The organism is Amnibacterium sp. (assembly GCF_051956055.1).
Classification (GTDB): Bacteria; Actinomycetota; Actinomycetes; order Actinomycetales; family Microbacteriaceae; genus Amnibacterium.
Map to the genome: position 1 here is coordinate 1 of NZ_JBQCGC010000047.1, position 12,020 is coordinate 12,020.

At 71.8% G+C, this 12,020-nt stretch carries 12 protein-coding genes; 9 read left to right on the top strand and 3 right to left on the bottom strand.

What is annotated here, in order from left to right; genetic code table 11:
- Together ACTHLI_RS07140 and ACTHLI_RS07145 are read right to left on the bottom strand one after the other, a co-directional pair.
- On the bottom strand, positions 1-602 hold a 602-nt coding region (locus ACTHLI_RS07140; RefSeq protein ID WP_440182465.1), incomplete at its 3' end, for a glycoside hydrolase family 3 N-terminal domain-containing protein.
- Positions 599-1,885 carry an MFS transporter gene (locus tag ACTHLI_RS07145; protein ID WP_440182466.1) on the bottom strand — a complete coding sequence of 429 codons (1,287 nt, stop codon included), beginning with the start codon at positions 1,883-1,885 and terminating at the stop codon, positions 599-601. The genes ACTHLI_RS07140 and ACTHLI_RS07145, both read right to left, overlap by 4 nt.
- Before the next feature lie 118 nt (positions 1,886-2,003).
- Between ACTHLI_RS07145 and ACTHLI_RS07150 the strand changes: the two genes are divergently transcribed.
- The 9 genes from ACTHLI_RS07150 to ACTHLI_RS07190 are packed head-to-tail and all read left to right on the top strand — an operon-like array spanning position 2,004 to position 10,626.
- Positions 2,004-3,557: a GMC oxidoreductase gene (locus ACTHLI_RS07150; protein ID WP_440182467.1), complete on the top strand. Its 1,554-nt coding sequence runs from the start codon at positions 2,004-2,006 to the stop codon at positions 3,555-3,557.
- Positions 3,554-4,441 carry an alpha/beta hydrolase gene (locus tag ACTHLI_RS07155; protein WP_440182468.1) on the top strand — a complete coding sequence of 296 codons (888 nt, stop codon included), beginning with the start codon at positions 3,554-3,556 and terminating at the stop codon, positions 4,439-4,441. Before ACTHLI_RS07150 ends, ACTHLI_RS07155 begins: the two co-directional genes overlap by 4 nt.
- Positions 4,441-4,827 (top strand): C-glycoside deglycosidase beta subunit domain-containing protein, encoded by a 387-nt coding sequence (locus ACTHLI_RS07160; RefSeq protein ID WP_440182469.1) that lies wholly within the window; start codon positions 4,441-4,443, stop codon positions 4,825-4,827. Before ACTHLI_RS07155 ends, ACTHLI_RS07160 begins: the two co-directional genes overlap by 1 nt.
- Complete coding sequence (locus ACTHLI_RS07165) at positions 4,824-5,723, top strand: sugar phosphate isomerase/epimerase family protein (RefSeq protein WP_440182470.1); 900 nt, start codon at positions 4,824-4,826, stop codon at positions 5,721-5,723. Before ACTHLI_RS07160 ends, ACTHLI_RS07165 begins: the two co-directional genes overlap by 4 nt.
- A complete protein-coding gene (locus tag ACTHLI_RS07170) occupies positions 5,723-6,730 on the top strand; it encodes a sugar phosphate isomerase/epimerase family protein (RefSeq protein WP_440182471.1) in 1,008 nt (335 codons plus the stop codon). The genes ACTHLI_RS07165 and ACTHLI_RS07170 overlap by 1 nt, the downstream gene beginning before the upstream one ends.
- A complete protein-coding gene (locus ACTHLI_RS07175) occupies positions 6,727-7,689 on the top strand; it encodes a sugar phosphate isomerase/epimerase family protein (protein ID WP_440182472.1) in 963 nt (320 codons plus the stop codon). The genes ACTHLI_RS07170 and ACTHLI_RS07175 overlap by 4 nt, the downstream gene beginning before the upstream one ends.
- Positions 7,686-8,660, top strand: coding sequence for a sugar phosphate isomerase/epimerase family protein (locus ACTHLI_RS07180; RefSeq protein ID WP_440182473.1), 975 nt, complete (start codon positions 7,686-7,688; stop codon positions 8,658-8,660). Before ACTHLI_RS07175 ends, ACTHLI_RS07180 begins: the two co-directional genes overlap by 4 nt.
- Positions 8,657-9,658, top strand: a complete 1,002-nt coding sequence (locus tag ACTHLI_RS07185) for a sugar phosphate isomerase/epimerase family protein (RefSeq protein ID WP_440182474.1) — start codon at positions 8,657-8,659, stop codon at positions 9,656-9,658. The genes ACTHLI_RS07180 and ACTHLI_RS07185 overlap by 4 nt, the downstream gene beginning before the upstream one ends.
- On the top strand, positions 9,655-10,626 hold the full coding sequence (locus ACTHLI_RS07190) for a sugar phosphate isomerase/epimerase family protein (protein ID WP_440182475.1): 972 nt from the start codon (positions 9,655-9,657) through the stop codon (positions 10,624-10,626). The genes ACTHLI_RS07185 and ACTHLI_RS07190 overlap by 4 nt, the downstream gene beginning before the upstream one ends.
- Positions 10,627-10,705: 79 nt before the next feature.
- Here ACTHLI_RS07190 and ACTHLI_RS07195 read toward each other — a convergent pair whose 3' ends face one another.
- A complete protein-coding gene (locus ACTHLI_RS07195) occupies positions 10,706-11,995 on the bottom strand; it encodes an ROK family protein (protein WP_440182476.1) in 1,290 nt (429 codons plus the stop codon).
- Positions 11,996-12,020: the final 25 nt, after the last annotated feature.

The window sequence follows — 12,020 nt, forward strand, 5'->3', positions numbered from 1 at the left end:
TCCAGCACCACGTTCCGGAGCCGCTGCTCCGACATGTCGACCGTGTTGTAGTCCCGGCCGCCCTCCGCGAAGCCGTAGCCCGCGAAGTGCTTCAGGCAGGCGGCGAGCGCGTCGGGATCGGCGAGCGACGCTCCCTGGTACCCGCGCACCTTCGCCGTGCCGAACACGGCCGTGAGGAACGGATCCTCGCCGAACCCCTCGACGACCCGGCCCCAGCGCGGATCGCGCGAGACGTCGACCATCGGGGAGAAGGTCCAGTTCACGCCGCCCGACCGGGCCTCCGTCGCGGTCACCCGCGCGTCGAGCTCGGCGACGTCCGGGTCGAAGCTGCTCGCCGACGCGAGCGGGGTGGGGAACGTGGTCCGCTGGCCGTGCACCACGTCGAGCCCGATCAGCAGCGGGATCCCGTGCGGGCTCTCCTCGACCGCGACGCGTTGGAGGGCGTTCGTCGCGGCGGCGCTCCCGGGCCAGAACAGCGCGCCGATGCCGCGGCGGGCGAGTGCGGCCGCGTCGTCCGGATCCCGCCGCCAGACGATCTGCAGCTGGTCGAGCTTGTCCCGCCACGACATCCGGGCCAGCACCCCCTCGACGTCGATGCTCATGCCGCCTCCTCCTTCTCGGGCAGTGCGTGCCCGTCGATCCGTGCGCGCCAGAGCGCCGGCAGCGCGGTCGCGGTCGCCGCGACGACACCGACGCAGGCGAGGCCGCCGATCGTGATCGCGGGACGCACCCCGATCACGCTCGCCATCAGCCCCGCTCGCGCGTTGCCGAGCGAGGGACCCGTCGAGTACGAGAGCAGCTCGATCCCGGCGAGCCGACCGCGCAGCTCGTTCGGGATCGTGCTGTTCCAGATCGCGCCCCGGAACACGCCCGAGACCATGTCGAACGCGCCGGCGACCACGAGGAAGCCGACCACCATCCAGAACATCGGGGCTGCGCCCGCGGCGGCGATCGCGAGACCCCAGGACGCGGCGGCGAGCACGACCGCGCGACCCGGGCGCCGCACGCGCGGCATCCACCCGCCCGTGAGCGTGACGACCGCGCTGCCGATCGCGCCGGCGGAGTAGAGCAGGCCGACCCCGCCGGGCACACCGAGCCGGTCGGCGAGGAACGGGTACAGCGCCTGGGGCATCGCGAGCAGCATCGCCCCGATGTCGACGAGGTACGTGCCGAGCAGGTCCCTCCTGCCGAACGCGTAGCGGACCCCCCAGCCGATGCCCGCGAGGGAGACCCGGTCGTGCTCGCCGCCCGCCCGCATGGGGGCGAGCCGCGCGAGCAGGACCAGGGAGACCACGAACGAGGCCACGTCGACGAGGTACGCGGCGGGCAGCGCCGTGGCGGCGAGGACACCGCCGATGGCCGGGCCCAGGATCGTGCCCGCCGTGGTCTGCAGACCCATCAGCGCTGCGGCCGCGGCCTGCTGCTCCCGCGGGATGAGCCGGGCGAGCATCGCCTCGGCGCTCGGGCGGTGGAGGGCGGCGGCGCCGGACGCCCCGGCCGCGGCCACGTAGATGAGCGCCACGGAGGGGGAGGGGAGCAGCGCGTTCACCGCGAGGAGCAGCGACGCCAGCAGGGCGGCCGCCTCGGTCAGGATGAGCACACGCCGCCGATCGTGCACGTCCGCGATCGCGCCGCCCCAGAGCGAGCACACGATCATCGGCACGACCTCGGCGACGCCGACGAGCCCGACCGCGATCGTCGAGCCGGTCAGCTCCTTGAGCTGCAGGGGTGCGGCCACCGCGGTCACCATGGAGCCGAGCAGGCTGATCGCGCTCGACGCGTACAGGCGCCGGTAGTCCCGGGAGCCCCTCAGCGGCGTGAGGTCCGGGCGCAGTCCGGCGAGGGTCGCGATCATCCGCGCCGCCGGGCCGCTCGTCCCCGTCATCGCGCTCCTCCTGGGTGGCGCGTCGTCGCGCTTGCGTCATCCATCGTTGGACTTCTGCCGATTTTATGCAAATATCGGACCGGCCGCGGAGCAGCGGCGCGAGTCGCGGAGGGCCGGTATGGCGAGGACGTTCCCGAACGAGGTCGACGTGGTCATCGTCGGCAGCGGACCCACCGGCGCGGCGTACGCCCGCGTCCTGAGCGAGCGGAGCCCCGGCACCCGGATCGCGCTCTTCGAGGCGGGGCCGCTGCTCGCGGAACCGCCCGGCGTGCACGTGAAGAACATCGACGACGACGGCGCGCGCCTCGAAGCGCAGCGCCGCTCGGAGGGCCTCCGGCCGCACACCACCAGGGCCGAGGCGCGGACGTACGCCGATCCGATGAAGCGGGTCGTCCGCTCCGGCACGCAGGTGCTGCCGGACGGGTACCAGCAGCCGGGCGAGGACGGGCTGCCGGCCGCCGCCATGTCCACGAACGTCGGCGGCATGGGCGCCCACTGGACGGGCGCATGCCCCCGGCCGGGCGAGAGCGAGCGCGTCGCGTTCCTGCCCGACCTCGAGGAGCTGCTCGACGACGCCGACCGGCTGCTCGGCGTCGACCGGAACCCGTTCGCCGGCGCCCCCTACTCGGACGTCGTCCGCGCGCGGCTCGGGGCCGAGTTCGACCCCGGCCGTGCCGCCGATCGCACCGTGCGGCCCATGCCGCTCGCCGTGCACCGCCGCGAGGACGGCGCGCTCGTGTGGAGCGGCTCCGACATCGTGTTCGGCGACGCGACCCGCGCCAACCCGGACTTCACGCTGTTCCCGGAGGCGCTCGTCCGCCGCGTGATCGTCGAGGACGGCCGCGCGGCCGGCGTTGTGGTCGAGGACCGCGCCGAGGGCGGCGAGCACGAGGTCCGCGCCCGCTTCGTCGTCGTCGCCGCGGACGCCCTGCGCACGCCGCAGGTGCTCTTCGCCTCCGGCGTCCGCCCTCCCGCGCTCGGCCGGTACCTCAACGACCAGCCCCAGGTCGTGTTCGCCGTCCGTCTCCGGGACCTCTCGCCGTCGCCCGTCGCCGAGCAGGACCCACGCGGTCGGTCGGAGATCGTCGGCGAGGGCGGGGTGTCGTGGGTGCCCTACACCGATGCGGAACCCTTCCACGGCCAGGTGATGCAGCTCGACGCCTCGCCGATCCCGCTCGTCGGGGACGACGAGCCCGAGCCCGGCACGATCGTCGGGCTCGGCTGGTTCTGTGCGAAGGATCTGCGAGCGGACGACCGGGTCGAGTTCAGCGACGAGGAGACCGACGAGTTCGGGATGCCGAAGCCGGCGGTCCACTACGTCCTCACCAACCGGGACCGGCGCACCATCGAGCGGGCCCGCGCAGAGATCAAGCGGGCGGCGAGCGTGCTCGGCGAGTTCATCGGCGACGAGCCGCTCGAGCTGTCGCCGGGCGCCTCCCTCCACTACCAGGGCTCCGCGCGGATGGGCGAGACCGACGACGGCACGTCCGTCTGCGGCCCGACCTCGGAGGTCTGGGGCGTCGACGGACTCTACGTCGCGGGCAACTGCGTCATCCCCACCCCCATCGCCTGCAACCCCACGCTCACCTCCGTCGCGCTCGCGGTCCGCGGCGCGCGGGCGATCGCCGAGCGCATCGGCGCCCGCGTGCCCGCCTCGGCGGACGTCGCGTGAGCACGCTCGCCGAGATCCGCGAGGTCGCGCTCGAGGCGGCGGGGCACGCGTTCCGCGTCCGCGTGTACCCGGCTGCTCGGCCGACCGGAGCGACGCTCGTCTGGGCGCACGGCGGCGGCTTCCTCGGTGGCACGCTCGACATGCCGGAGGCGGACCAGACGGCCCACCTGCTCGCCGAGCGCGGCGTGGCGGTCGTCTCCGTGGGCTACTCGCTCGCGCCCGCCGACCCGCTGCTCGAGCTCCCCGACGAGGCGCGAGGGCCGAACATGCCCTCGCGTCAGCAGATCGAGGCCGAGATCGCGGCATCGGGTCCCCGGGTGCGGTTCCCGGTCGCCTCGCTGCAGCTGCTCGCCGCGTTCGACTGGGCCACGGAGCACGCGGCCGAGCTCGGCGGGGATGCAGACCGAGTCGCGATCGGCGGCGCCAGTGCCGGCGCGAACCTGGCTGCGGGAGCGGCGCTGCGGGCGCGGGACCGGGGCGCTCGCGCGCCGTCCGCGCTGCTGCTCTGCTACGGCGTGCTCCACGCCGACCTGCCCGCGCCGCGCCCGGACCTCGCGGAGGCGCTCGGACCGGACGTCGTGGAGCCGGACGGCGTGTTGGCGCTGAACTACGTCGGCGACCCCGCGCTGCTCGCGGACCCGTACGCGTTCCCCGGCGGCCACGACGTCCGCGGCCTGCCGCCCACCACGATCGTGAACGCCGGCCCGGATCGCCTCCGCGCCTCCGGCGAGGCGTTCGGCGCCGAACTCGCGATCGCCGGCGTCGACGTCGCCGTGTCGCAGGAGCGCGGCAGCGCCCACGGCTACCTGAACCACGTCGACGACCCGGCAGCGCGCCGGACCGTCGATCGATTCGCCCGCGCGCTCGACACGGAAGGACGCTGATGCTCGACACACCCATGATCCAGACCGGGGGGTTCAAGAACGCCCCGGGCGGATTCGAGATCCGGCTGCGGCTGCCGTACTACCGCGGCCTCTGGGCGAACCTTCTGGAGGGCGCGACGATCGAGGTGGACGGCGAGGCCTTCGACGCGGCGTCGATCCGCTGGACCATCGGCGACGCGTCCTTCACGATCGCCGACCTGCAGGAGCCGACCGACCTCCGCTGGCCGGTCGACGTGCCGGCCGTACTCCGCGTCCCGCGCGACGAGCCGCTCTCGATCGGCTTCCACGACGTGCAGGTCGAGCTCGGCCTGCGCATGTCCTACATCCCCGAAGAGCTCCAGCCCTCGTACTGGACCGAGCAGCGGAAGCTGGTGATCACCCGATGAGTGACGCGACGAAGGGGCTCGAGTTCGGCGTCTCCCTGTACAGCTACACGAGCGAGTTCGGCGTCACGATGACGCTCGACGACTGCATCGCGGACGTCGCCGACCTCGGCGCGACCGGGCTGGAGATCCTCGGCGAGGCGCACGTCGAGGACTACCCGAACCCGTCAACCGCCTGGATCGACGGCTGGTTCGAGCGGCTCGACCGGTTCGGCCTCACGCCCACCTGCTACGGCTCCTGGATCGACACGCGCCGCTTCCCGGGCCGCGACATCACGGAGGACGAGGCGGTCCAGCAGCTCGAGACCGACATCCGGCTCGCCTCGACGCTCGGCTTCAGGTGGGTGCGGCCGAAGCTCGGCGTCGTGACCTCCGACCTCGAGCCGCACCCGGTCTGGGAGACCGCGACCGAGCGTGTGCTCGACCTCGCGGCCGAGAAGGACATCGTGATCTGCCCGGAGATCCACTGGCCGAGCGTCATCCGGTCGAAGGTCGTCGACGACTACATCGCGTTCAAGGAGCGCACGGGAACGGAGCACTTCGGTCTGCTCATCGACACCGGCGTCTTCCAGAAGGCGATGCACGGCCGCGGCGGCGGTACGGCCATGCGGATGGGCAACGGCGGCGCTCGGCCGCCGATCACCCCGGTCGTGCCCGTCTCGGACCTCGAGGCGATCATGCCGCACGTCGTCCACGTGCAGGCGAAGTTCTACGAGATCGACGACGACCTGCAGGACCACTCCATCCCGTGGGCCGAGTTCCTCGAGGTCCTCGTCCGGCACGGCTGGACCGGCTACCTGTCCAGCGAGTACGAGGGCGACTACGCCACCGGGCGCACCGCCGACCAGCTGCGCCGGCAGCACGCCCTGATCCGCACCCTCCTGCAGCAGGAGTCCTGATGGCCCGCCCGGTCACCCTGTTCACCGGTCAGTGGGCCGACCTGCCCTTCGAGGAGGTGGCGCGCCTGGCGGGGGAGTGGGGCTTCGACGGCCTCGAGATCGCCTCCTGGGGCGACCACCTCGACGTGAGCCGCCACGCGGACGCCGAGTACGTCGCGGGCCGGAAGGCGATCCTCGAGCGCAACGGCCTCCAGGTCTTCACGATCTCGAACCACCTCGTGGGGCAGGCCGTCTGCGACGACCCGATCGACGCCCGGCACCGCGGCATCGTGCCCGACCGGGTGTGGGGCGACGGCGAGCCCGAGGGCGTGCGCCGGCGCGCGGCGGAGGAGCTGAAGGACACCGCGCGCATGGCCGCGGCGCTCGGCGTGAAGACCGTCACCGGGTTCACCGGCTCGTCGATCTGGAAGACCGTCGCGATGTTCCCGCCGGTGCCCGACGAGATGGTCGAGGCCGGCTACCGGGACTTCGCGGACCGGTGGAACCCGATCCTCGACGTGTTCGACGAGGTGGGCGTGCGCTTCGCGTTCGAGGTGCACCCGAGCGAGATCGCCTACGACTACTGGACGACGAAGCGGATGCTCGACGCGATCGGGCACCGGGAGGCGTTCGGCCTGAACTGGGACCCGAGTCACATGGTCTGGCAGCAGATCGACCCGGTCGGCTTCATCGTCGACTTCGCGGACCGGATCTACCACGTGCACTGCAAGGACTCGAAGGTGCAGACGGGCAACGGCCGCAATGGTCGGCTCTCCTCCCACCTCGCGTGGGCGGATCCCCGGCGCGGCTGGGACTTCGTCTCGGTCGGGCTCGGCGACGTGCCGTGGCAGCGCTGCTTCCGCGCGCTGAACTCGATCGGCTACGACGGCCCGCTGTCGGTGGAGTGGGAGGACGCCGGCATGGATCGGCTCGTCGGCGCCCCGCAGGCGCTCGCGTTCGTGCGCGCGAACGCGGTCACCCCGTCCGACGCCGCCTTCGACGCGGCGTTCTCGAGCGAGCGGTCATGACCTGGCGCAAGTGGTCGTACATGGACCACTGGGTCACGGAGACCCCGCAGGGGCCGCAGCCGCCGACGTTCAACCGCGCGACGATGGACCGTTACCTGAAGCAGCTGGCCGCGCTCGGATTCACCGGGTTCGACACCTTCTTCTTCTCCCTCCCCGTGTACATGGGGATGTACGGCTCGGTGAAGGGGTTCGAGCAGTACCTGCAGGAGCTCGGCTTCGACAAGATCACCGGGATCTTCTCCGCGTATCCGACCGCGTCGAAGTGGGCGGCGCCGCACGTGCGCGAGACGCACGACCGCATCCTCGCCGACAGCGAGGGCATCATGCGGATGATCGAGGGGCTCTCCGTCGAGAACTTCATCGTCATGCCGACCTCCACGCACTGGCAGACCGAGCCGGTCACCGACGAGACGATCAAGACGGTCGCGGACCTCTGGAACCGCGTCGGGCGGATGACGCTCGAGCACGGCGTGCGGACGACGTGCCACTTCGAGTTCTGGGGCGCGATCCGCACCCGCGAGCAGCTCGACCTGTTCTTCGAGTACACGGACCCCGAGGTCGTCTTCGCGTTCATCGACACGGCGCAGCACACGATCGCGGGCGTCGATCCCGTGCAGCTGTTCCGGGACGTCAAGGACCGCGTGACCGGGTTCCACTTCAAGGACACCCACGACGTGGACCGCCAGGAGCAGTACCGCACGCCGCCGGACCCCGAGCTCCAGGCGCCGCACACGACCCGCTGGTTCTTCGAGATGGGCACCGAGGGCGGCCTCGTGGACTTCCCGGCGCTGATGAAGGAGATCGTCGCGTCCGGCTACGACGGCTGGCTGACGGTCGAGCACGACAAGGCCGAGCTCGGCGGCGGGAGCTACGCCGAGGCGACGGCCGTCGCGAAGCACTACATCGACACGGTGCTCGCCGAGGCGGAGCGCGACGCAAGGGCGGGGGCGGCTCGATGAAGGATTCGCTGCGCTGGTCCTACGGGCTGAACCAGTGGAACTTCCGCCTCGACGTGTTCGTGCGGCACACCGACCACCGGCGCGCCCTGCAGACCCTGGCCGCCTCCGGGTTCGAGGCCGTCGAGCTGCCGTCCGGCACCGGACGGTGGGACAACATCGCCCGCCCCGAGGTGATCCTCCGGAACCACGGCTCCGCCGAGGGCTTCCTGGCGTTCCTGCGGGAGGCGGGCGTGCAGCAGGTCTCGAGCGTCTTCTGGGACCCGAGCGCGCCGGCCGAGGAGGAGGAGAACTACGCCTTCCGCTTCGCCCGGAACCCCGCGGACGCAGATGCGATCGTCGAGTGGTCGACGCCTCTGATCGACTTCACCGCGGCGGTCGGCGCGGAGCAGCTCGTCGTCCGACCGGCCCACTCGGCCTGGATGGGCGCCCCACTCGCGCCGGAGGAGTACGCCGTGCTCGGCGACCTCTGGAACCGCATCGGACGCCGCGCGGCCGACGCGGGCATCGGGCTCGCGCTGCACTACGACTGCCTCGGCGCGGTCCACACGGCCGAGGACGTCGAGCGCCTGCTCGACGCGACCGACCCTGCGCTCGTCGGGTTCGCGCTCGACACCGCGGAGCTGACGGTCGGCGGCATCGATCCCGTCGCGTTCTACGAGGCGCACGCCGACCGCGTCACCCACGTGCACCTGAAGGACACCCGGTTCCGGGACGCGGGGGAGGAGTACCGCATGCCCGGTGCCGAGTCCACGATGCTGAAAGGCGGCGCCGGCCGGCGCATCGAGCGGTGGTTCTTCGAGCTCGGCACCGAGGGCGGGCTCGTCGACGTCCCCGCGTTCGTCGCGGCCCTCCGCGCACACGACTACACCGGCTGGGTCGTCGTGGAGAGCGACCACGGCGGCAACCCCGCGGAGCTCGCGATGCTCAACAGCTTCTACCTCCAGCACGAGCTCGGGGTGGCGAAGCGATGACCGAGAAGACGGAGACCGGCATGACCACGACGACCACCGGCGATCCCGCACCGCGCGGGATCAAGTGGAGCTACATGGACCACTGGCGCAGCAACGGGCCGGCCGGCCCGATCGACCAGTGGCAGTCGAGGCTCGCGATGAAGCGGTTCCTGCAGCAGGTCGCGGCGGTCGGGTTCGACGCCATCGACACCTTCGACTTCCGGATCTGGCAGATCCTGGAGCAGTACGGCTCGGTCGCGAACTACCAGGAGTTCGTCCAGGAGCAGGGCCTGGAGCGGATCGTCAACACCTTCCACGGCGTCTACTACACGCCGGACCGCTACGCGCCCGAGGTGCCGGCGACGCACGGCAACATCCTCGACGACTTCAAGTTCACGCTCGACATGTGGTCGGGGATCCAGCTCGACAACATCATCGTCATGCCGGGCTCCCGCTTCTTCGACGAGCAGGGCGTCACCGACGACGGGTTGAAGCACGCGGCCGACATCTGGGGGAAGGTCGGCGAGCTGACGCAGCAGGCCGGGGTGAACCTCACCTGCCACCACGAGTTCTACGGCGGCATCCGCACCCGGGCCCAGATCGACGCGTTCTACGGGTACGCCGATCCGCGCTACGTGAAGTTCTTCGTCGACACGGCGCAGCACTGCATCGCGGACGTGGACCCGGTCGATGTCTACGAGGCGCACCACGAGCGGGTCACGGGGTTCCACTTCAAGGACACCCGGTTCAAGGACACGAACGAGGACTACCGGCTGTACCCCGACGCCGAGCTCTCCGCGGTCACGACGGAGAAGTGGTTCTCCGAAATGGGCACGACGGAAGGTCTCGTCGACTTCGAGGCGATGATGCGGTCCGTCCGCGACCACGGCTACCGCGGCTGGATCAGCGTGGAGCACGACAAGGCGGACAAGCTCGGCGGCGACTACGCCGAGAGCACGGCGATCGCGCGCTGGTACGCGAAGCACGTGCTCGACGGCATCTACGAGGAAGCACGATGAGCGACATCCGGTGGGGCTACGCCCTCAACCAGTGGGACACGAACATCGACGCGTTCGTGCGCAAGCGCGACCACGAGCGGGCGCTGAAGACCGTCGCCATCAGCGGGTTCGAAGGCGTCGAGCTGACCGCGGTCAGCTTCGGCGCGTGGGAGCCGTTCGGCACCCCGCAGCAGATCGCCGATCTGTACGGCTCCCTGGAGGGACTCCTCGAGGTCCTGCGCGCCTGCGCGCTCACGGCGGTGAGCAGCTATGTCTACGACCCGTTCGTCGGGTTCGACGTCGAGATGGGGCGCGGGCCCGACCCGCTCGACCCGGCGGGGCACCCGAGGATCATCTCGACCGCGGTGTGGTTCGCGGATGCGCTGCAGCGCCTGGGGGGCAGCACGCTGGTCGTGCGTCCCGCGGGCTCGGCGTGGCAGACCGGTGCCTTGAGCGACGAGCAGATCGCCGTCCTGGCGACGTGCTGGAACGCGGTGGGCGCCGCCGTGCGCGAGCACGGCGTGGCGCTCGCGCTGCACCTCGACTTCCTGTCCGCCCTGCGGCTGGAGGACGGGCTCGACCGCCTGCTCGACGTGACGGATCCGGAGCTGGTCGGCGTCGCGATCGACACCGCGGAGTTCGCGATCGCCGGCATCGACCCCGTCGAGTTCCTCCGCCGGCGGGCCGACCGGGTGCGCCACATCCAGCTGAAGGACGCCCATGACCGCGTGGACGACGAGGAGGCGCGCACCCCGCACGCCGAGCAGTTCGTCCGCACGGAGGGCGGCGCGCGGCGCATCGGCCGCTGGTTCTTCGAGCCGAGCGACGAGCCCGGGCTGGTCGATTTCGAGGCGTTCATGCACGCCGTCGCGGACACCGGCTACGAGGGCTGGATCGTCGTCGAGTCCGATCAGAGCCCGCACCCCGCCGAGAGCACGATGGTGAGCGGCTGGTACGTGCAGAAGGTGCTGCGCCCGATCGTCGGCTGAGGCCACGCCCTGTGCGGCGATCCCCGACTGATGTGGCCCGGATCCGGGCCACATCAGTCGGTAATCACCGCATCAGGTGTCAGACGAGTTGCTGGATCCGGACCGCGGACCCGATGGGGGTACCGGCGCCGAGCCACAGCTGCAGCGCGTCCAGCCGGAACAGCCGGCGCACGACGAGCAGTGCGCCGCCGACGGTGCCGATCTCGAACTCGTCGGAGCTCGGGCGGATCACGAGGTGCTGCGCGGCGAGCTCGATGGTCTGCTCGAGCACGGCGGCCTTGAAGGTGTCGAAGAAGAGGTCCGTGCCCCGGAGCGCGCTCCCGCCGAGGACCAGCGTGCCCGGGTTCGCGAAGTTCACGACACCGGCGACGGTGAGGCCCGCCAGGTGCGCGGCGCGGCGCACAGCGGCCATCGTGACCGGGTCCTCGGCCGCGATCGCCGCGGCGAGCTCATGACCGGCGATCCGGCCCTCCCGCTGCAGCAGCTCGGCGAGCAGCGGGCTGTCACCACGCTCCGCGGCCGCGGTGAGGATCCGGGCGAGACCCCACCCGCTCGCGACCGCGGCGAGGCAGCCGGTGCGCCCGCAGCGGCACAGGGCCGTTGGGTCGTCGGTGACGCGGAAGTGTCCGATGTCGCCTGCTGCCCCGGTGTCGCCGCGGTGCAGCCGACCGCCGGTGACGAGACCGCTGCCGATGCCCTCGCCGATCTCCACGTAGAGGAGGTCCCGGACGTCGTGCGGCTGATCGATCGCCCACTCGCCGAAGGCGCGGAGGTTGTCGTCGTTGTCGACCCAGACCGGGGCTTCGTAGCGGTTCCGGAACCAGCCGCGCACGTCGAAGCCGTCCCAGCCGTGCATGATCGGCGGCGCGACCATGCGCCCACTCGCGAAATCGACGGGACCGGGGAGGCCGAGCGCGAGGCCCCAGACGTCGCGGCCGCGGACGCGCTTCAGCAGCGCCCGGAACTGCGCGTCGACGATCGGCAGGACCACGTCCGGGCCGTCGAGCACGTCGGCGTCCGCCGACGTCCGAGCGAGCGAGACGCCCTCGAGGTCGCTGGCCGATGCCCAGACGGAGTTGTCCGCGAAGCCGGCGCTGAGGATCAGACCGGCTTCCGCGCGGAAACGCACGGTGCGCGACGGCCGGCCGCGCTCCGCCTGCGCGGTGCCGCCCTCCTCCAGGATGCCGAGGTCCATGCCCTCGCGCAGCCGCTCGTTCACCACGGTGCGGCCGAGGCCCGTCGCCTGCTCGAGGTCCGGTCGCGTGTTCGCGACGCCGGTGCGGACGAGGTCGACGATCTGCGCGAGCAGCAGGACATCGCGTCCGGACGGCGGCGTGGTGTCGCGACGGTCGGGGCTCGTGTTGGTCACCCGCGCGATGGTATCCGCACGCTTC

Excerpts from the sequence above, each read along its gene's own strand:
- ACTHLI_RS07185 (WP_440182474.1), top strand. The coding sequence starts at position 8,657 with ATGACCGAGAAGACGGAGACCGGCATGACCACGACGACCACCGGCGAT.
- ACTHLI_RS07175 (WP_440182472.1), top strand. The coding sequence starts at position 6,727 with ATGACCTGGCGCAAGTGGTCGTACATGGACCACTGGGTCACGGAGACC.
- ACTHLI_RS07150 (WP_440182467.1), top strand. The coding sequence starts at position 2,004 with ATGGCGAGGACGTTCCCGAACGAGGTCGACGTGGTCATCGTCGGCAGC.
- ACTHLI_RS07190 (WP_440182475.1), top strand. The coding sequence starts at position 9,655 with ATGAGCGACATCCGGTGGGGCTACGCCCTCAACCAGTGGGACACGAAC.
- ACTHLI_RS07145 (WP_440182466.1), bottom strand. The coding sequence starts at position 1,885 with ATGACGGGGACGAGCGGCCCGGCGGCGCGGATGATCGCGACCCTCGCC.
- ACTHLI_RS07160 (WP_440182469.1), top strand. The coding sequence starts at position 4,441 with ATGCTCGACACACCCATGATCCAGACCGGGGGGTTCAAGAACGCCCCG.
- ACTHLI_RS07170 (WP_440182471.1), top strand. The coding sequence starts at position 5,723 with ATGGCCCGCCCGGTCACCCTGTTCACCGGTCAGTGGGCCGACCTGCCC.
- ACTHLI_RS07165 (WP_440182470.1), top strand. The coding sequence starts at position 4,824 with ATGAGTGACGCGACGAAGGGGCTCGAGTTCGGCGTCTCCCTGTACAGC.
- ACTHLI_RS07180 (WP_440182473.1), top strand. The coding sequence starts at position 7,686 with ATGAAGGATTCGCTGCGCTGGTCCTACGGGCTGAACCAGTGGAACTTC.